Annotated in this window: 17 protein-coding genes; 12 read left to right on the forward strand and 5 right to left on the reverse strand. The window is 73.0% G+C overall.

Translation table 11 applies throughout. The features are described 5' to 3' along the window. Positions 1-19: 19 nt before the first annotated feature. Genes ACZ5ON_RS25530 through ACZ5ON_RS25545 form a run of 4 tightly spaced genes read left to right on the forward strand, consistent with a single transcriptional unit; the run spans position 20 to position 4680 of the window. A complete protein-coding gene (locus ACZ5ON_RS25530) occupies positions 20-1048 on the forward strand; it encodes a FecCD family ABC transporter permease (RefSeq protein WP_465597084.1) in 1029 nt (342 codons plus the stop codon). A 46-nt stretch (positions 1049-1094) separates the two neighbouring features. Further along, a complete protein-coding gene (locus ACZ5ON_RS25535; RefSeq protein ID WP_465597087.1) occupies positions 1095-1994 on the forward strand; it encodes an ABC transporter ATP-binding protein in 900 nt (299 codons plus the stop codon). Between the two features lie 53 nt (positions 1995-2047). Beyond that, complete coding sequence (locus ACZ5ON_RS25540; RefSeq protein WP_465597090.1) at positions 2048-4102, forward strand: penicillin acylase family protein; 2055 nt, start codon at positions 2048-2050, stop codon at positions 4100-4102. After that, positions 4099-4680, forward strand: a complete 582-nt coding sequence (locus tag ACZ5ON_RS25545) for a GNAT family N-acetyltransferase (protein WP_465597093.1) — start codon at positions 4099-4101, stop codon at positions 4678-4680. The genes ACZ5ON_RS25540 and ACZ5ON_RS25545 overlap by 4 nt, the downstream gene beginning before the upstream one ends. A gap of 57 nt (positions 4681-4737) precedes the next feature. Here the strand turns inward: ACZ5ON_RS25545 and ACZ5ON_RS25550 are convergent, their stop codons facing one another. Further along, positions 4738-6360: an MFS transporter gene (locus ACZ5ON_RS25550; RefSeq protein ID WP_465597096.1), complete on the reverse strand. Its 1623-nt coding sequence runs from the start codon at positions 6358-6360 to the stop codon at positions 4738-4740. A 277-nt stretch (positions 6361-6637) separates the two neighbouring features. Between ACZ5ON_RS25550 and ACZ5ON_RS25555 the strand changes: the two genes are divergently transcribed. Next, entirely contained in the window at positions 6638-7264 is a 627-nt protein-coding gene (locus ACZ5ON_RS25555) for a TetR/AcrR family transcriptional regulator (protein ID WP_465597099.1), read from the forward strand. 461 nt (positions 7265-7725) lie between these two features. Further along, complete coding sequence (locus ACZ5ON_RS25560; RefSeq protein WP_465597102.1) at positions 7726-9474, forward strand: TIGR03767 family metallophosphoesterase; 1749 nt, start codon at positions 7726-7728, stop codon at positions 9472-9474. A gap of 172 nt (positions 9475-9646) precedes the next feature. On the opposite strand, the gene ACZ5ON_RS25565 is transcribed toward ACZ5ON_RS25560, so the two are convergent. Together ACZ5ON_RS25565 and ACZ5ON_RS25570 are read right to left on the reverse strand one after the other, a co-directional pair. Further along, entirely contained in the window at positions 9647-10372 is a 726-nt protein-coding gene (locus ACZ5ON_RS25565; RefSeq protein WP_465597105.1) for a DUF2637 domain-containing protein, read from the reverse strand. Beyond that, on the reverse strand, positions 10365-10577 hold the full coding sequence (locus ACZ5ON_RS25570) for a hypothetical protein (protein WP_344634573.1): 213 nt from the start codon (positions 10575-10577) through the stop codon (positions 10365-10367). The genes ACZ5ON_RS25565 and ACZ5ON_RS25570 overlap by 8 nt, the downstream gene beginning before the upstream one ends. A 539-nt stretch (positions 10578-11116) precedes the next feature. Here ACZ5ON_RS25570 and ACZ5ON_RS25575 point away from each other — a divergent pair. The 4 genes from ACZ5ON_RS25575 (at position 11117) to ACZ5ON_RS25590 (ending at position 13798) form a co-directional block, all read left to right on the forward strand. After that, entirely contained in the window at positions 11117-12550 is a 1434-nt protein-coding gene (locus tag ACZ5ON_RS25575; protein WP_465597108.1) for a Mu transposase domain-containing protein, read from the forward strand. Next, complete coding sequence (locus tag ACZ5ON_RS25580; RefSeq protein WP_465597111.1) at positions 12502-12819, forward strand: hypothetical protein; 318 nt, start codon at positions 12502-12504, stop codon at positions 12817-12819. Before ACZ5ON_RS25575 ends, ACZ5ON_RS25580 begins: the two co-directional genes overlap by 49 nt. 72 nt (positions 12820-12891) lie before the next feature. Continuing rightward, the gene (locus ACZ5ON_RS25585) at positions 12892-13086 is read left to right on the forward strand and encodes a hypothetical protein (protein WP_465597114.1); all 195 of its coding nucleotides are present in this window, start codon (positions 12892-12894) and stop codon (positions 13084-13086) included. 40 nt (positions 13087-13126) lie between these two features. Beyond that, positions 13127-13798, forward strand: coding sequence for a thiaminase II/PqqC family protein (locus tag ACZ5ON_RS25590; RefSeq protein WP_465597117.1), 672 nt, complete (start codon positions 13127-13129; stop codon positions 13796-13798). Between the two features lie 194 nt (positions 13799-13992). On the opposite strand, the gene ACZ5ON_RS25595 is transcribed toward ACZ5ON_RS25590, so the two are convergent. Both ACZ5ON_RS25595 and ACZ5ON_RS25600 read right to left on the reverse strand, forming a co-directional pair. Next, a complete protein-coding gene (locus tag ACZ5ON_RS25595) occupies positions 13993-14901 on the reverse strand; it encodes a carbohydrate kinase family protein (protein ID WP_465597120.1) in 909 nt (302 codons plus the stop codon). Further along, a complete protein-coding gene (locus ACZ5ON_RS25600) occupies positions 14898-15836 on the reverse strand; it encodes a pseudouridine-5'-phosphate glycosidase (protein WP_465597123.1) in 939 nt (312 codons plus the stop codon). The genes ACZ5ON_RS25595 and ACZ5ON_RS25600 overlap by 4 nt, the downstream gene beginning before the upstream one ends. A gap of 258 nt (positions 15837-16094) precedes the next feature. On the opposite strand from ACZ5ON_RS25600, the gene ACZ5ON_RS25605 reads away from it, so the two are divergent. Next, positions 16095-16853 carry a (2Fe-2S)-binding protein gene (locus tag ACZ5ON_RS25605; protein ID WP_465597126.1) on the forward strand — a complete coding sequence of 253 codons (759 nt, stop codon included), beginning with the start codon at positions 16095-16097 and terminating at the stop codon, positions 16851-16853. Between the two features lie 179 nt (positions 16854-17032). Further along, positions 17033-18484, forward strand: coding sequence for an amino acid permease (locus tag ACZ5ON_RS25610; RefSeq protein WP_465597164.1), 1452 nt, complete (start codon positions 17033-17035; stop codon positions 18482-18484). Position 18485: the final 1 nt, after the last annotated feature.

The following is an 18485-nucleotide window of genomic DNA, read 5'->3' on the forward strand; positions in this document are numbered from 1 at the left end:
ATCCGGCCGGGAGGGCCGGATGAGCGTGCTTCGGATCGGCGACACCCTCTCCCTGCGCTACCGGCCCCGGGCACTGGTGGCCGGGACGCTGTGCGCGCTGCTGGCACTCGCGGTGGGCGTGGTCGCCCTCGGCAGCGGCGACTACCCGATGAGCCCGGCCGAGGTGCTCGCCACCCTCACCGGTGGCGGCTCGCCCGCCCAGGACTTCATCGTCAACGAACTGCGGCTGCCCCGCCAGGTCACCGCCCTCGCCGTCGGCGCGGCGCTGGCACTGGCCGGAGCGCTGTTCCAGTCCCTGGTCCGCAACCCGCTGGGCAGCCCCGACATCCTCGGCTTCACCCAGGGCGCCTCCACCGGCGCCCTCGTCGTGGTGGTCACCGGCGGCAGCAGCCTGGCACTGGCCACCGGAGCGGTGGCCGGCGGCCTCGTCACCGGCGCCGTGATCTACGCCCTCGCCTGGCGCGGCGGCGTGCACGGCAGCCGGCTCGTCCTGGTCGGCATCGGCAGCGCAGCCATCCTCACCGGCGTCAACGGCTACCTGCTCACCCGCGCCCAACTCATGGACGCCGCACGGGGAGTCCTCTGGCTCACCGGCAGCCTCGACGGCCGCGGCTGGGACGACGCACTGCCCGTGCTGGCCGCACTCGCGGTGCTGGCCCCCGTGGTGCTGCTCGGCTGCGGACGCGCTCTGCGGATGATCGAGATGGGCGACGACGCGGCCGCCGGAGTCGGCGTCCCGGTCGAACGGCTGCGCCTGGTCCTGCTGGCAGCCGCCGTCGTCCTCGCCTCCCTCGCCGCGGCCGCCGCCGGCCCGGTCTCCTTCGTCGCGCTCACCGCACCCCAGGTCGCCCGCCGGCTCACCCGCCACCCCGGGCCAGGCCCGCTCGCCTCGATGTGCGTCGGCGCGGCCCTGCTGATCAGCGCCGACCTGGCCGCCCAGCAGCTGTTCACCGGACGCCAGCTGCCGGTCGGCGTGGTGACCGGCGTACTCGGCGGCGGCTACCTGATCTGGCTGCTCGCCACCCAGCGCAGGGCGGGCCGGATATGAGCGACACGGGGCGGAACCGGGACAGGCGCCGCCGCACCCACCGGCCATGAGCGACACACCTACGCACCGAAACGGAGCACCTGTCTTGGAGCACGACCAGGCGCCGGACCCGGCCCGGCTGACCGGCCGGGAGCTGACCCTCTCCTACGAGCAGCGGGTCATCGCCGAGAACCTCACCGTCACCATCCCCGACCGGTCCTTCACCGTCATCGTCGGCCCCAACGCCTGCGGCAAGTCCACCCTGCTGCGCGCGCTCTCCCGCACTCTCAAGCCCGCCGCCGGCACCGTCCTGCTGGACGGGCAGGACATCCACACCCGGCCGGCCAAGCAGGTCGCCCGCACCCTCGGCCTGCTCCCCCAGTCCTCCGTGGCGCCCGAGGGCATCGCGGTGTCCGAACTGGTCGCCCGCGGCCGCTACCCGCACCAGGGCCTGCTGCGCCAGTGGTCCAGGGAGGACGAGCGCGTCGTCGTGGAGTCGATGGCCGCGACCGGCGTCGCCGAACTCGCCGACCGCACGGTGGACGAGCTCTCCGGCGGGCAGCGCCAGCGCGTCTGGATCGCGATGGCGCTCGCCCAGCAGACCCCGCTGCTGCTCCTGGACGAACCGACCACCTACCTGGACATCGCCCACCAGATCGAGATCCTCGACCTGTGCGCCCGCCTGCACGAGGAACAGGGCCGCACGCTCGTCGCCGTGCTGCACGACCTCAACCACGCGGCGCGGTACGCCACCCATCTGATCGCCATGCGCGCCGGGCGCATCATCGCGTCCGGGGCCCCGGAGGACATCGTCACCGCCGAGCTGGTCGAGGAGGTCTTCCGCCTCCCCTGCCTCATCATCGCCGACCCCGAGACGGGCACACCGCTGGTCGTCCCGGCGGCCCGGACGGCGCGGACAGCGCGGACAGCGCGGACAGCGCGGACGGGCGCGCCCGCTTCGGCCTAGTGGCGCCTAATTCCCGTCCAGGAAGCCAATTTGACGCATCGTCAGGAGAACCTTTGAGCATCGAGGTCTACCGCGACCCCTGGGGCATTCCCCACCTGCGCGCCGGCAGCCCACTCGAACTCGCCCGCGCCCAGGGGCGGAACGCCGCCACCGACCGCGCCTGGCAGCTCGAGGTGGAGCGCCACCGCGCACAGGGCACCAGCGCCGCGTTCCTCGGCCCGGAGGCCGTCCCGTGGGACCGCTTCGCCCGCCAGGCCCGCCTGGCGGACACCGCCCGCCGCTGCTTCGACGCCCTCGACGTCGACACCGCCGCCTGGGTACGGGCCTATGTCGACGGCGTGAACGACGCCCTCCCCCAACAGGCCGATCAAGCACCGGAGTTCGCCGAAGCCGCGGTCGAACCGGGCACCTGGCAGCCCTGGACCCCGCTGGCGGTCTGGCTCTCCCACCACATCCTCTTCGCCGGTTTCCCGGCCAAACTCTGGCGCGACCTGGTCGCCCGCCGGCTCGGCGACCACGCGATCGGCCTGTTCGCCACCGACGGACCGGCGACCTCCGGCAGCAACGGCTGGCTGGTGCCCGGTGACCGGACCGCGACCGGCGCGGCCCTGATCGCGGGCGACCCGCACCGCTTCATCGAGGCACCGGGCATCTACCAGCAGATCCACCTGGCCTGCCCCGAGTTCGACGTGGTCGGACTGGCCGTGCCGGGCGTGCCCGGCATCGCGCACTTCGGCCACACCGGCAAGGTCGCCTGGGCGATCACCAACGCGATGGCCGACTACCAGGACCTCTACCGCGAACGGCTCCGGCGCACCGGCGACCGGATCGAGGCCCTCGGACCGGACGGCTGGCGGCCCGCGGCGACCCGCACCGAGACCATCGAAGTGGCCGGCGCCGACCCGGTCACGGTGCGGATCGTCGAGACCGAACGCGGCCCCGTCGTCGCCGGCGCGGACACCGAGGACGGCGAGGCGATCAGCCTGCGGTACCCGCCCAGGGTCCGCGCGGACCTGGGCTTCGCCGCACTGCCCGCACTGCTGCGGGCCACCACCGTGGCCGACGTCGACCGGGCCTTCGACCACTGGGCGGAGCCCGTCAACGTGGTCCAGGCGGCCGACACCGAGGGCGGCATGCTGCACCGGGTCGCGGGCGCGGTACCGCTGCGGCACCCGGACAACCGCCTTCGCGTGGTGGACGCCTGGCGGCCCGGCCACGAATGGCGTGGCTGGTACGGGCCGATGCCGCGCGAGGTGGTGACGGGCGTCGCGGTGATGGCGAACCAGCGTGGCATCGCCGAGCCGCTGGGCGTCGAGTTCGCCCCGTCGCACCGGGCCGATCGGATCAGCGAGTTGCTCGGCCGGCACACCGCCTGGACGGGTCCGGACATGGCGGCCGTCCACACCGACACCCACCTCGGCTCGGCCCGCCCGCTGCTCGACCTGCTGGCCGCACTCACCGGCCCGAGTCCGGACGCCTCCCGCCTGCGGGACCGTCTCCTCGCCTGGGACCGGCGGATGGCGGCGGACAGCACCGACGCCACGTCGTACGCACGCCTGCGCGGCGCGGTGGTCCGCAGGCTGGCCGCCCATCCCGCGCTGTCCGCACTGGCCGGCCCGGTGCCGTACCCGGAGGTCTTCCTACCCTGGCTGGCCCTCGTCCCGCGCGTGGCGTACGGCCTGGAGACGCTGCTGGGCAGCGACCTGCTGCCCGAGTCCGAACGGGCCGAGCTCGTCCGCGCGGCCGTCGAAGAGGTGGCCGCCGCCGGGGAGCCGGACACCCCCTGGGGCATGCTCCACCGGCTCGCGCCCTGGCAGGCGCTGCCCGGCGGTCCACCCGGGGGCGCCTGGCCCGCCCTGGCCGGCGACCACGACTGCGTGCTCTCCACGTCGAGCGTCCCCGGTGTCACCGACCTCAGTGCCCGAGGGCCCGCCGCCCGCTACGTGTGGGACCTGGCCCGCCGCGAGGACAGCCTCTGGGTGGTACCGCTCGGCGCCAGCGGCAGACCCCGAAGCGCCCACCACCACGACCAGTTGCCGCTCTGGCTGCGCGGCGACCTCGCCCCCGTGATCACCGACTTCACCCTGCTGACCGAGGAACGAACTTGACTGACCCCCTGGCCCACCGCCGCACGGCGGTCCACGAGCGGACCGTCGAAGGCTTCGGCACCGTCCGCGTCCTCCCGCTCGACCCCGCGACCGACGCCGGGGTGGTCCACGGCTGGGTCACCCAGGAGCGGGCCCGGTTCTGGGGCATGCTCGACGCCGACCGGGCACGCGTCCGGGAGATCTACGAGTACGTGGACTCGCTGAGCACCCACCACGCGTACCTGATCCACCACGAGGACCGGCCCGCCGCGCTGTTCCAGACCTACCAGCCGGAGCACGACCCGGTCGGCGAGTGCTACCAGGTCCGGCCCGGCGACTTCGGCATCCACCTGATGATCGGCCCTGTGCTCGGCGACCCGGTGCCGGGCTGGACCGGCACCCTGCTCTCCGTCTTCCTCGGCCACGTGCTGGCGGACCCGGCCAGGCTGCGCCTGGTCGCCGAACCCGACGCCCGGAACGACCGGGCGATCGCACGGCTGATCCGGACCGGCTTCACCCTCGGGCCGGAGATCCAACTACCGTACAAGCGCGCCAGGTTGCTCTTCCTCGACCGGGCCGACTTCACCGGCACGGGCTGACCGGCGGGCGGGCGGCGCGTCCCCGTGCACACGCCGCCCGCCGCACGACGTGGACGGTCAGGCGGACCCGGCCGGCGCCTTCGCCGCGGCCCGCCCCTCCGTCAGGGTTCCCACCGCCGGCTCCGGCTGCCGGCCCGCGCCCCGCCCGGGCAGGATCAGCAGCACCAGCACCGCACCGGCCGCCATCACGATCCCGCCGATCAGGCTGGTGTGGGCGACGGCATCCGCGAAGGAGCGGTGGGCGGCGGCGACCAGTTGCGCGGCCGCCTGCGGTCCGCCGGCCGGGTCGGCGGCGACCCGCTGGGCGACTGCGAGGGCGCCGCCGACCGAGTCCTGGGCGAGGTGCAGGGCGGCGGGCGGCAGGTGGTCGCCGGCCGCGGCAGTGAGGTTGTGGCGGTAGGACGTGGCGAGGACCGAGCCGAGCACGGCGATGCCGAGCGAGCCGCCGAGTTCGAGGGCGGTGTCGTTGAGGCCGCCGCCGACACCGAGTTCACTCTCCGGGAACAGGCCCATGATGGTGTCGGTGCAGGGAGCGACGCTGAGGCCGATGGCGAAGCCGAGCAGCAGGAACGGGGCCAGGAAGTCGGTGTAGGTCGAACCGGCGTCGACCCGGGTGAGCAGCAGCACGCCGGCCGTGCCGATCGCCATGCCCGCCACCACCATCGGCTTCATCCCGAGCCGGGGCGTGGCCACACCGGTCAGCGCGGCGCCGGCGAAGACCGCGCCGGCCAGCGGCAGCAGCCGCACCCCGGTGGCGAGCGGGGCGTAGCCGAGCACGAACTGCAGGTGCTGGGTGGCGTAGTAGAGGGCGCCGAAAGTGCCGAGGAAGAACATCAGCACGGCGAGCATCGAGCCGCTGAACGAGCGGAGGCGGAACATCCGCACGTTCACCAGCGGCTGCGGGTGCCGCAGCTCCCAGAGGACGAATGCCACCAGACCGGTCCCGGCCACCACGGCCGCGGTGACCGGTCCGGTGCCCCAGCCGAAGTGCGGCCCTTCGATGATCGCGTAGACCAGCGAGCCGACGGTGGCGATCGACAGCAGTCCGCCGACCAGGTCGAGCCGGCCCTGCCGCTCGGCACGGGACGGCGGCACCAGGAAGAGCGCGGCGACCAGGGCGACGGCCGCGATCGGGATGTTGATCAGGAAGGTGGCGCCCCAGGCGTGGTCCTCCAGCAACCAGCCGGCCACCAGCGGGCCGACCGCGACCGCGAGTCCCGAGGTGGCGGTCCAGGCCGTGATCGCACGGGCCCGCTCGGCCCGCGGGAAGGTCGCGACCAGCAGCGAAAGGGTGGCGGGCATGATGGTGGCAGCGCCGACGCCCATGACCGCGCGGGCGGCGATCACCGCGCCCGCGCTGTGCGCCGCGGCACCCAGCACCGCGCCCCCGGCAAACACGGCCAGACCGGCCAGCAGCCCGCCCCGTCGGCCGTACCGGTCGCCGACCGCGCCGAGCAGCAGCATCAGCGCGGCGTACGGGACCGTGTAGCCGTCGATCACCCACTGCAGCTGACTGCTGTCCAGGCCCAGGTCACGGGTCATGTCGGGGGCGGCGACGATCAGTGAGGTGTTGGCCATCACCACGATCAGCAGGCTGAGGCAGAGCACCAGCAGGGCCCACCAGCGGCGTGGATAGAGGCCGTTCATCCGGTCGACGGGTGTGGTGGCGAGGACGGGCATGGGTCGCTCCTTCGGGAGAGCGCGAGCACTGGTGGCGAGGGCACGGACGGAAAGGGCACTGGCAGAGGGGCGGCGCCGGACGGGCCGAGCACGGGTGGGGCCGAGGACGGGTCGGGGCGGGCACCTGCCGTGGCAGGCCCCGATCCGAGTTACTTGCTCACTCATGTGCAGATTAGCTACTTGCACATTGGTGTGCAAATACTGCTCCGACCTCCGGCCCGCGATCGCATAGGCTGACCCCGCCCCATCCCACCGCGCTTCCTGAGAGGTCCCTGGCATGCCGGATCCCGTCGACGGCACTCCCCAGCGGAGCCACGCCCGCTCCAACCGGGCCCGCATCCTCGAAGTCGCGCGGCGCGAACTCGGCGCCCGGCCCGATGCCACGCTGGACGAGATCGCCCGCGCGGCAGGGGTGGTCCGCCGCACCGTCTACGGCCACTTCCCCGGCCGCGCCGCACTGCTCGACGCGCTCGCCGAGGAGGCGGCGACAGCCCTGCGGGAGGTGCTGGCCGCCGCCGGAGGTCCCGCACCGGGCCCCGAGGAGGCGTTCGCCCGGTTCCTGCTGGCGCTCTGGCCGATCGGCGACCGCTACCGGATGCTGCTCTCGCTCGCCCGCCGCGACCTGGGCGAGGAGCGCGTCGCCGAACTACTCGCCCCCGCCTCCGCGTACTGCACCGCCGTCCTGGCGCAGGGTCAGGAGAGCGGGGCCTTCCACCGCCAGCTGCCCGCACCGGTCCTCTCCAACGCCCTTCAGGGCCTGACCTTCTCGCTACTGGAGAGCGTCAACCTCGGCGAGTGGCAGGACGACGGGACCAGGGCCGCCACCGCCACCCTGATCGCGGCAGGCGTCACCCCCGACCGCGCCGCCGCCGTGGTACAGGGGCTGAACTCTCCCGGCGCATAAGGCCGTTCGCCCCGCCGGGCAGTCCGTCGAGGCGGACGCGAGGCAGCCAAAGGCGCCGCTCCACCGCGCCGCGCACCCGGAGCGCCGCCGCTTCGAAGTCCGAGCGGACGCGCCCCTGGCACCGCTTCGGCGCGGGCACCCGGGCACAGCGGAAGGAGCTCATCCTGATGCAGCATCCCGCCGACTCCCCATAGCCGGGCACAGCGGCCGCCATCCATCGGCTTGAGTGACTTCCCGTCATCCGCTCCGACTCCCGGCTGTAGCGGCCTCCTGACTTGCCGTCCGACGATCACAACTCCTGCCCACTGTCTTCGCAGAACGTTTCTGCCACGTTTCGCCGCGGGACTTCATCAGCCTGCTACCTGTCGGTAATATCCGCCCGGGCCGACCCTGATCGGCCATTCGTTCGAGTTGACCCGGGTGTGCCTCCTGGTACTGCCGGGCCGTCAGGAGGGGTTTCGATGCCTGCAATGACCAGACGGGCCTTCGTCGGTGGGGTCTCCGCCACCGCCGCCGGGGCCGCACTGTCCCTGGCCGGTGGGACGTTCGCCTCGGCGGCCGCGCGCGACCGCGCGCTGGCGGCGACGGCGGCCCGCGCCGTCCGGGTCGAGGGCACGACGCTCGAACAGGCCGCCGCCCCCACCGGGGGCTCCGGCTACCAGCGCCTGGCCGCGGGCCCGGGCTGGCCGCTGGTGGTCCGCGGCGAGCTCGCCGGCCCCCAGGCCGGGCGCGACGACCGGCGCACCGCACTCGCCGGGTTCGCCCAGTTCACCGACCTGCACCTGATGGACACCGAGTCGCCGTTCCGGTTCGAGTACCTGGCCCGGTGGAACGGCAGCGCCTACCGCCCGCAGGAGACGCTGACCGTCCGCGGTGCCTCCTCGCTGGTCGAGCGGGTCAACTCGCTGTCCGCCGGCCCGTACACGGGCAAGCCGCTCGACCTGGTGATGACCACCGGTGACAACACCGACAACCACGAGCAGATCGAGCTCGACTGGTACCTGAAGGTCCTGAGCGGCGGCCGGATCACCCCCAACTCCGGCGACCCGACGCGCTACGAGGGCGTGCAGAACTCGGGCAGCTCCGCGTACTGGAACCCCGAGATCTCCTTCCTCGACGACTACAAGGCCAAGGGCTTCCCGCAGGTCCCGGGCTTCCTCGGCGCCGCCGGGCGTCCGTTCGACGCGCCGGGGCTCAACGTCCCGTGGTACAGCACGGTCGGCAACCACGACGACAGCCTCGAAGGCACCCTGCCCGACCTCGGCCTGCTCGACGCGCTGTACACCGGCAAGCACAAGCTCGAGGGCTGCGACGACGCGGACGCGGCGAAGATCATGGAGGCGCTGCGGCGCGACCCGGCCGGTGCGGCCGTGCTGCTCGGCCGCCTGTTCGCCGACGGCAACTTCGTCCGTGAGATCACCCCGGACGAGCGCCGCCGGCCGTTCAACCTCAAGGAGTTCGCCAAGGCCCACCTGGACCCCGCCGTCACCGGCCCCGGCCCGCACGGCCACGGCTTCACGGCGGACGCGGTCGCCAGCGGCAAGCTCTACTACACCTTCCGCATCGCCGACGGCGTGCTGGGCATCAGCCTGGACACCACCAACCAGGCCGGTTTCGCGGACGGTTCGATCGGCACCGCCCAACTGCGCTGGCTGGAGCAGACCCTGCAGGCGCACAGCGGCCACTGGTACGACGCCGACGGGCACACCGTGCGCGGCGGCCATGGCAACGACCTGATCGTCATCTTCAGCCACCACACCAGCACCAGCATGGGCAACCTGGTCCTGGACCCGCGCAACATCTTCGAGAAGCGCCACGACGGCAACGAGCTGGTCGCGCTGCTCCAGCGCTACCCGAACGTGGTCGCCTGGGTGAACGGCCACACCCACGAGAACCGGATCACGCCGCACGGCCACGCGGTCCCCGAGCGCGCCTTCTGGGAGATCAACACCGCCTCGCACGTCGACTTCCCCCAGCACGCCCGCATCATAGAGATCGCCGACAACCGCGACGGCACCATCTCGCTCTTCACCACGCTGATCGAGTCCGCCGCCCCGTACGCGACCGACTTCAACGACACCTCGGACGCGGGCCTCGCCGCCCTCTACCGCGAGCTCTCGTTCAACGACCCCTACGGGCACCCCACCGCGAAGCTCGGCGACCCGGTCGACCACAACACCGAACTGCTGCTCACCAAGCCGAACGCCTGACCCGATCAGCGAGGACACGCGCCCACCGCCGGTCCGGGCTCCGCACTCCCGGACCGGCGGCGGCGCGGCCGATGGGCGACACGGCAGGTCCGGCGGGTACGGCGGGTACGGCGGGTGCGGCGGGTACGGCGGCCCGGGCAACGACGCCGCCGGGCTGCTGCCCCGGCAGCCCTCAGCGGGTCGGCTTGTGCGCGAGCCGGCGGTAGGTGGGCCGGTGCGCGCCCTTGCCCGAGGTGAGCTGGCGAACCAGCTGGTGCAGGGAGACCAACGCGGTGATCGGGGGCAGTCCCGCGACGATCACGTCGGGCAGCGTCGGCGAGACGTCGGCGACGCACAGCCCGGTCGCCACGGTGGAGAACACCACCACCACGACCCAGGAGTGCACCGGCCGGCGCCCGTCCAGGGCGGCGCGCAGGACCGACAGGCAGCCCACGATCCACGGGCCGTAGACGATGAGCGGCCACAGCTGGGACAGCCCGTGCGGCACCCGGGACTCCGCCAGGTCCTGCAACGGGTGGTAGGAGAGCGCCCAACCCAGCAGGCACATGGCGGTGACCGTCACGGCGGTGAGCACCCCGAACAGCGAGCTCAGGATCTGCGACCAGGTCGCCGCGGGCGGGTGGTCCCGACGGCGGTGCCGCGGCACCGGTGCGACGGCGGACTCGGCGACGACCGTCCCGAACTCGTCGGCGGGGACCCGGGGATGGGGGACGAACAGGCCCTCGGGGTCCCAGCTGCCCATCGCCTCGACGGTCGGGTACGGAGCCCCCGCACCACCGGCGGCGACCCCGCCGTACCAGCCGCCCTGCTCGTACGCGTCAGCCACCGGGTGGCCCTCCGGGCCGCAGTACACGGTGGCCCCGTAGGACGGGAAGAACTCGCCCATCGGGTCATACATGACGGCGGGCCATGCCGGTGTCGGCGCCGCAGCGTGCGGCGAAGTCCTCCTCGATCCGGCGGATCGTCCGGACGAAGTCGGCCAGCAGGCGGGAGCAGTGCTGCAGGACGACCCGCTCGCCGTTGCACGACAGGTAGCCGGTCCGTACGTCGCCCGCGAAATTCCTCCGGTCGGGGACGAAGAGCCACTTTCCGAGACTGGTCACCGGATCGTGTTGCGGGAGTGGTACGGCCATTGGCCGGCGCATTGAACTCATGCCCCCGTCAACGAACGTCGACCCGCCGCGCATGTGCGACAGACGGGCGTCCTTCCATATTCAGCATTCCCGATGCTCGGCGAAATTACCCGAAGCGGCGAGGCCGGCGGAATTCGGCACTCCACTAGAGCTCCCAGGACACGGGGTCGGCAGGCCCGGCACCTGACCGGAGTGCGGGAACCACCCCTCCGAGCCGATCGGCCGCCCTGCCGGATCAAGGAAACCACCCATCCGGCCCCCGCTCGACCCCCGTCCGATCCATACTATTTTCTCGCTATGCTCTGCAATTTTCCCCAGTGGCGCGGGGGGTGGCGCAAGCCGCGCCACAGTGGCGCTGCTCGCTGAAATTCCCCAGAGGTGCACCATGGACGGACTACCGCTTTCCCTTATTTGATCTTTCCGGCATCGTGTAGCATTTGCCGCCGCGTGGGGTTCGTGACCATTTGCGCACCCGCACGTGAACTGTGTCTGGGGCGTGAGGGGAGCCGATGCTCACCAGGGAGGAATACTCGGATGCACAGGACCTGCGTCGTCAGGGGTGGTCCATCTCGGCGATCGCCAGACACTTGGGGCGCGACCGCAAGACGGTGAGGGCCTACCTCGACGGGGACCGGATCGCGGGGGTCCGCAGCCCTGTCCAGGACGAGTTCTCCCGGTTCCTGCCGTACTCCCGGCAGCGCCTGACGGACGATCCGCACCTGCCGGCGGCCGTCCTGTTCGGCGAGGTGGTCGCGCTCGGCTACCCGGGCGGCTACTCCACCTTCACCCGCGCGCTGCGAAAGCGCGAGGTCCGGCCGCCGTGCGGGCTCTGCCGCCGCGACCGGCAGCAGGGCGACGGCTCCTCCCCGCCTGCGGACGAGGAAATCCGCTTCGAGTGGCTCAGGCTGCCCGACCCGCCCGCGGGCTGGGACTGCGGAGGCCACGCGTTGCTGCTGACGGGCTCGCTGACCCGCCAGGGCCGCTGGCGCGGGGTGCTGGCGGAGAGCACGGACCTCCCCGAACTGGTCGAGGCCATGGACCAGGTGATGAGACGTCTGGGCGGCACCGCGGGACGCTGGCGGTTCGACCGGACGCCGACCGTGTGCTGCCCGACCACCGGCCGCCCGACGCAGGCGTTCGCGGAGGTGGCCAGATACTACGGCGTCACGGTCGAGTTCCCACCGCCCGGCCGGGCCGACCGGGCGGACCGGGCGGACCGGGCGGACGGGACGGGGAGCCCCCATCACCAGGCCGTCCGGCGCTGGTGGCGCGGAGTACCGGACGCGACCGGCCTCTGGGACGCGCAGGACGGTCTCGACCGGCTGGCCCGCCGGATGGATCCCCGCCGCAGACCGGTCGACGAGGCGGGCGCGCCACCCGATGCCCGGGAACTGCTGGATCTGCCGGACACCCCCTTCCCCGCTCGGCTCCGCACCCGCAGAACCGTCACTTCTCAGGGACGGGTCTCCTTCCGGGGCAACTGGTATCCCGTCCCCGCCGACCTGTCGGGCGCCGTGGTGCAGGTCTGCCGCCGCCTTGACGAACCGTTCCTGTCGATCACCACCGGGGGCGGAGCGGTCATCGCCCGCCACCCGCTCGCGCCCCAGGGAGCGGGGCTGACCCTGACCGGCAGCGGAAGGGCCATCGTGCTGGAGCGCCCCGCCCGCACGGGCCGTACCTCCCACCCCGACATCCCGCCCTGCCAGCGGGAGACCGGCGCCCGCCCGCTGTCCCGGGAGGCACTGGCCGAAGCCGCCGCCCTGCGCGAGCCCCGCCCGGCGCCCTCGGCCGGCGGCCCCCGGGATGAGCCGGACCACCCGGCCGTGGCACGGCCCGTCGGCGACACCGCTCCTAGACTGGACGAGGGGGTGCCGAGGCCTGCTAGGAGTACGCCATGCGTCGCCGTCACAGTTACCACCGGGACGAGTACGGGCACTCGGTGACCGTGAACGTCCGCTCCGGGCGGCTCACCGAGACCGAACTGCTCGTGGACGGCAAGGAGGTCGGATTCCTGCGCGAGCGCGGCACCGGCCGGCTTCCCCGGTTGCTCTCCGGTGAACTGCCCGGTTTCCCCGCCCGGCCGTTCACCGTCCGGCTGGAACGCCCGAAACGGGGCGCGCGCGAGACGGCCTGCGTCCTGGAGCTCGATGGCCGGGACCTGCCGATGCCCGACCTGGTCGCCCACCCGGCGCCGAGCCGTTTCCCGTGGTGAGCCGCACGGCCGGGCGGCCGGGCGAGCGGACCGGCGCGGCCGGCCGGCCTCCCGGCGGCCGAGCGCGCGCGGGTGGCCCGGCTTGTCGAGTACACCCGGTTCACCGACCGGACGATCAGCGGCGCCGCACCGGTCGCCGCGCTGACCCCGGTCGCCGCGCAGGAGTACGCGGTGGACGGCGCGCGGGCGGTACGGGCGCGCTCTCACCGGGCGCCGCCTGCCGGACTACGCGTCCGTCTCTGCCTACCCTGGTCCGTGGCGACCTGACCTACCGTCACCGCCGCGTCACCGCCGAGGAGAGCAACCGATGGGCACCAGCGCGAAGGCACGCGAAGTCTTGCAATCCGTCCGCCGGGAGCTCGCGCCGGACGAGCGGCAGAACCGGCTGCTCCCGCTGATCGCCGAAGGACGGGCCCCGGTCGCCGTCCTGGCCGAACTCGCCGCGCAGCAGCACCGGATCATCACGAGTGACCGCCGCAGCCTGCTGGTGCTGGCCGCACGCTGCGCCGACGGCCCGCTGGGTAGCTGGTTCGCCGAGGTCGCCGCAGGTGAGAGCCAGGCGCTGCGGGCGCTCGGCCCGTTCTCCAGGCGCTGCGGCCTGACGCCCAACGGCACGGCCGCCCGCGAGCCGCTCCCCGGCTGCCAGGCCTATCCCGCCTTCCTCGCCTGGCTCGCCCTCAACGGCGAGCCGGCCGGCACCGTACTCGCGCTCGCCGCCAACTTCGCCGCCTGGAGCGGCTACTGCGCCACCGTCGCGCAGGCACTGCGCGGCCACTACGACTTCCCGGACGAGGCCTGCGCGTTCTTCGACTTCTTCGCCGAGCCCGCGCCCGAGCTGGAGGAACTCACCGTCGAGGTCCTCGCCGCGGCCGGCCTGGACACCGAGCGGATCGACGGCGGCCGTCGCTACGGACGCCAACTCCAGGCGTACGAGCAGATGTTCTGGAACAGCCTCGCCGACGCCCACCCGGTCGACTGACCGGCCGCCCGGCACAGCCGCACCCACGACCCTCCCGCCGCCCGACAGGCAACCCGCCGATGGGGTCCGGCACTTGGCCCGACGCCCGTACGGTCACCGCCTCGCTCCCCCGGGTACGCCCACGCGCCTGCGCACCGCCTCGACCGGCCGGCCAGCCGGGCAGTGGCGGGCCGAACGCTGCGCTGGACACCCGGTCAGCAGGGCAGCGGCGGGCGGCCGCCGAGGAGCTCGACGGCGGCGGCGCCGGTGCGGCAGCCCGCCTCCGTGGCCTCGACCAGGTCGGCGCCCGCGAGGCGGGCGGCGAGGAAGCCACCGGTGAAGGCGTCGCCCGCGCCGGTGCTGTCCACCGCTCGGGCGGCGACGCCGGGCACCCGGGCCAACACGGTGCCCTTGCGTGCGACCAGCGCGCCGGCGGCGCCGAGCGTCACCACCGCCTCGCCGTGGTGGGCGCTGAGCCGCTCGGCGGCGGCCACCTGGTCCGGCGTCCCGGCGAGCAGCCGGGCCTCCGCGAGGTTGGGCAGGATCAGTCCGACACCGTCGACGGCGGCCAGGAAGAGGAACAGGCCGAGCCGTTCGATGAACCCTGTGGACGCCGGGTCGACACTCACCGGTATGCCCGCCTCACGGGCGGCTGCACGGACGGTGGCCGCCAACTGCCGCCCGCGTTCGGTGAAGTAGAGATAGCCGGAGAGATGGACGCGGGCGGCACCGTCCAGCAGCGCGGCATCCCAGTCGCAGCGGCCGAGCCGGACGGCGGCACCGCTGTCGGTGACCAGGGTGCGTTCGGCGGCGGCGTCCACCAGTGAGATCACCACCGCCGTCGCGGCCTCGCGGTCCACCACCAGGTGCGCGCCCACCCCGGCGGCGCGCAGCTCGTCCCGGTGCCAGTCGGCCGAGTTGGCGCCGACCCGGGCCAGCAGCCGCACCTCGGCACCCGAACTGGCCGCCCAGGCTGCCGCGTTGGCGCCGGAGCCACCCGGCCGGAAGGCGATCCGGGCGGCGGTGTCGGTGTCCGGGGCGAGTGCGTTCGCATGCAGCGCGACGATGTCGGTGACCACGTCCCCGATCACCAGCAGGGCACCGCCCAAGGCCTGCCCGCTCATCGTCCGACCCCCTGCCCGGCCCAGTGGACGGCGATCTCCGCGCCGAGCCGGACGTTGCCGCGCACCGCCGCGACGTTGGCCGCCAGCGAGGCGCCGCCGGTGTGCTCGACCAGATGGGAGAGCAGGAACGGTGTGATGGCCTGGCCACTGATCCCCGCCCGGTCGGCCGCAGCCAGCCCCTCTGCCAGGACCCGGTCGTGCAGGACCGGGTCGAGCTGCTCCGCGGCCGGCACCGGATTGGCCACGATCACCGCCGAGTCGAGCCCGCCCAGCGCGTCCTGGGCCGACATCACGGCCGCCACCTCGGCGGGCTCGCTCACCGTCCAGTCCACCGGCCGACCCGAACTGGTCAGGTAGAAGCCGGGGAACTCGGCCGTGCGGTAGCCGAGTACCGAGATCCCGAGCGTCTCCAGCCGTTCCAGGGTGGCGGGTACGTCCAGCACGGACTTCACGCCGGCGCAGACCACGGTGATCCGGGTGCGGGCCAGCAGGGCGAGGTCGGCGGACTCGTCCTGGGTGACGGTCCACCGGCGGTGCACACCGCCGAGCCCGCCGGTGGCGAAGACCCGGATCCCCGCGCGGGCGGCCAGGAACGCCGTCGCCGAGACCGTGGTGGCCCCGCTCGCTCCGCACGCGAGCGCCGGGGCGAGGTCGCGGAAGCCCAGTTTGCGCAGCGACCGGTCGCTGGCGACCCGTTCCAGGCCGTCCTTCGCCAGCCCGATCCGCGGCACCCCGTCCAGCACCGCGACGGTCGCGGGCACCGCACCGGCCGCCCGGACGGACTGCTCCAGCTCGATTGCGACGTGCAGGTTACGGGGCCTGGGCAGACCGTGGGCGATGATCGTGGACTCCAGCGCGACCACGGGCGCGCGGCGCTCAAGGGCCTCCCGCACCTCGTCGGAGACCCGGACCGCAGGCAGCGAAGATTCCGTCATCTCCGAATCCTGGCGTCCGTTCGGCCGGTTCAAACCCGGCCGGAACCATCGGACTGCTGGCTGAGGCCGACGGCAACAGGGAGCGTGGAGCGACGCCGCGGGCCCCATTGCCGTCGGTCTGAAGGCTCAAGAAGCCCCGTCCGCGGCGGTCGGACCCCGCAGAGGCCCGGCGAGCGCTCGGAGGTCGCCCCAGCCCGCGGCGCTCCGAACCGCCTCCGTCCACGGGATCACCCGAGCGCGCACGGTAAGGTGTCGAACGTGCCCGAAGAGCCTTCCGCCACCGAGGTGTTCCGCGAAGTCACCGCCGTAGGGCCGTACTTCGCGGTCGAGGCCGCAGTCGGGCCCGGCCTGCCAACCGGTTTCAGGCCGCTCGGCGAATTGTACGACGGCGGCCCGGAGGGCTTTCTGGCCGAGCGGATCGCGACCGTCGCCGCACGGCTGGGCACCGCGGAGCCCCGGGTCGCCGCCTCGATCACCCAGCTCGGCCTCGCCGCCCGGCTCTGGTCAGTCACTCTCGGTGCGGCGGTGCTCACCGGCGCGGTGCCGGACCTGGACCCCGACCGTACTTACTGGCACCACCCGCCGCACGGCATGCTCGAACTCCGCCTACCCGCCCCCGTCCGCACGGCGGACCTCGCCGGCGCCCTCCGGGACGGCATCGTCGCCGGGGCCCTCACCCCGCTCGCCGCCGCCGTCCGCGCGGCGACCCCGACCCCCGTCTCGGAACGCCTGCTGTGGGGCAATGCCGCATCGGCCCTGGTCGGCGCGGTACGTCAGCTCGCCGCACAGCGCCCGGACGCGGGCCGTACCGCCTGGACACTCGCGGGTGAGCTGCTCGGCCACGGCCCACTGGCCGGCACCGGCACCCTGCACCGGGCCTCGTTCCGCCGCTCTACCTGCTGCCTGTACTACCGCGTGCCGAACGGCGGCCTGTGCGGCGACTGCGTCTTCTGCACGCCACCCGAGCGGCCTTCACGTACGCCACAGACGCACGGGGCACCCATAACCCGTCGGTAACCTCTTGTCACGCTCAATTACGTAAAGCTTCTGTAGTTACCAGGGCAACAATTTGTGCGTAAAGCTTCCTTTGGTCCGTTTTAGTAGCTACGTTTCGACCCAACGCGTGGAACCTGTCCCCCCTCCGTCATCGCAGACCGAGAGCCCGCGCGTTGGGAAGGCAGTCACACCTGATGAGCATGGAAACCACCAAGGTGCCTCAGCAGACAGGCGAACCAGGCCAGGGCCCGGCGACCCCGGGCGGCCACGGCGGAGGCCACGGTCACCTTCAGGCAGGCCTGAAGAACCGGCACCTCTCGATGATCGCGATCGGCGGTGTGATCGGCGCCGGGCTCTTCGTCGGCTCAGGCGCCGGTATCGCGTCCACCGGCCCCGGCATCCTCCTCTCGTACACGCTGGCCGGCGCCCTGGTCGTGATGGTCATGCGGATGCTCGGCGAGATGTCCGCCGCTGACCCGCAGAGCGGCTCGTTCTCCGCCTACGCGGACCGGGCGCTCGGCCGGTGGGCCGGGTTCTCGATCGGCTGGCTGTACTGGTTCTTCTGGGTCGTGGTGCTGGCCGTGGAGGCCACCGCGGGTGCCAAGATCCTCAACGGCTGGATGCCGGGGGTGCCCCAATGGGCGTTCGCACTGATAGTGATGACCGTGCTCACCGCGACCAACCTCTTCTCGGTCTCCTCCTACGGCGAGTTCGAGTTCTGGTTCGCGGGCATCAAGGTGGTCGCGATCATGGCCTTCATCGTGATCGGCGCCCTGGCGATCCTGGGCGTGCTGCCGGGGACGCACTCCCCGGGCATGACCAACCTGACCGGTGACGGAGGCTTCCTGCCCCACGGCATCGGCGCCGTCTTCACCGGCATGCTCACCGTCGTCTTCGCCTTCATGGGCAGCGAGATCGTCACCCTCGCCGCGGGCGAGACCGCCGACCCGAAGACCGCCGTCCGCAAGGCCACCAACAGCGTGATCTGGCGCATCGGCGTCTTCTACCTGGGCTCGATCGCCATCGTGGTGACCCTGCTCCCGTGGAACTCCGCCGCCGTCAAGGGCAGCCCCTACGTCGCCGTCCTCGACCACGTCGGCATCCCGGGCGCCGGCCGGGCGATGGACGTCATCGTCCTGACCGCCGTGCTCTCCTGCCTCAACTCGGGCGTGTACACCGCCTCGCGGATGGCCTTCTCGCTCAGCCAGCGCGGTGACGCCCCGCGTGCCTTCGCCAAGGTCACCGACCGCGGCGTGCCGCGCACCGCGATCCTGGTCTCGACCGTCTTCGGCTTCCTCGCGGTGTTCTTCAACTACATGTGGCCGGCCACCGTCTTCCAGTTCCTGCTGAACTCCTCCGGTGCGGTGGCGCTCTTCGTCTGGCTGGCGATCGCCGTCTCCCAGCTGCGGATGCGCCGGATCCTGGAGCGCGAGGAGCCCGAGAAGCTGACCGTGCGGATGTGGCTCTTCCCGTACCTGACCTGGGCCACCATCGGGATGATCACCTTCGTCATGGTCTACATGTGCACCGACCCCGACGGCCTCACCCAGATGATCCTCTCGCTGGTCGCCGCCGCCGTGGTGCTCGCCGCCTCGTTCGTGGTCGGCCGCCGCCGCAAGGCCGCCGCCGTGGAGGCGCCGGCCCAGGCCTGAT

The sequence above is a fragment of the Kitasatospora sp. NPDC032150 genome, assembly GCF_055579945.1.

Bases quoted from the DNA above. Each gene is read 5' to 3' on its own strand.
- ACZ5ON_RS25595 (WP_465597120.1), bottom strand. From the start codon at position 14,901: ATGAGCGGGCAGGCCTTGGGCGGTGCCCTGCTGGTGATCGGGGACGTG.
- ACZ5ON_RS25550 (WP_465597096.1), bottom strand. From the start codon at position 6,360: ATGCCCGTCCTCGCCACCACACCCGTCGACCGGATGAACGGCCTCTAT.
- ACZ5ON_RS25530 (WP_465597084.1), top strand. From the start codon at position 20: ATGAGCGTGCTTCGGATCGGCGACACCCTCTCCCTGCGCTACCGGCCC.
- ACZ5ON_RS25590 (WP_465597117.1), top strand. From the start codon at position 13,127: ATGGGCACCAGCGCGAAGGCACGCGAAGTCTTGCAATCCGTCCGCCGG.
- ACZ5ON_RS25535 (WP_465597087.1), top strand. From the start codon at position 1,095: ATGAGCGACACACCTACGCACCGAAACGGAGCACCTGTCTTGGAGCAC.
- ACZ5ON_RS25610 (WP_465597164.1), top strand. From the start codon at position 17,033: ATGGAAACCACCAAGGTGCCTCAGCAGACAGGCGAACCAGGCCAGGGC.
- ACZ5ON_RS25560 (WP_465597102.1), top strand. From the start codon at position 7,726: ATGCCTGCAATGACCAGACGGGCCTTCGTCGGTGGGGTCTCCGCCACC.
- ACZ5ON_RS25565 (WP_465597105.1), bottom strand. From the start codon at position 10,372: ATGTATGACCCGATGGGCGAGTTCTTCCCGTCCTACGGGGCCACCGTG.
- ACZ5ON_RS25575 (WP_465597108.1), top strand. From the start codon at position 11,117: ATGCTCACCAGGGAGGAATACTCGGATGCACAGGACCTGCGTCGTCAG.
- ACZ5ON_RS25600 (WP_465597123.1), bottom strand. From the start codon at position 15,836: ATGACGGAATCTTCGCTGCCTGCGGTCCGGGTCTCCGACGAGGTGCGG.
- ACZ5ON_RS25580 (WP_465597111.1), top strand. From the start codon at position 12,502: ATGCGTCGCCGTCACAGTTACCACCGGGACGAGTACGGGCACTCGGTG.
- ACZ5ON_RS25555 (WP_465597099.1), top strand. From the start codon at position 6,638: ATGCCGGATCCCGTCGACGGCACTCCCCAGCGGAGCCACGCCCGCTCC.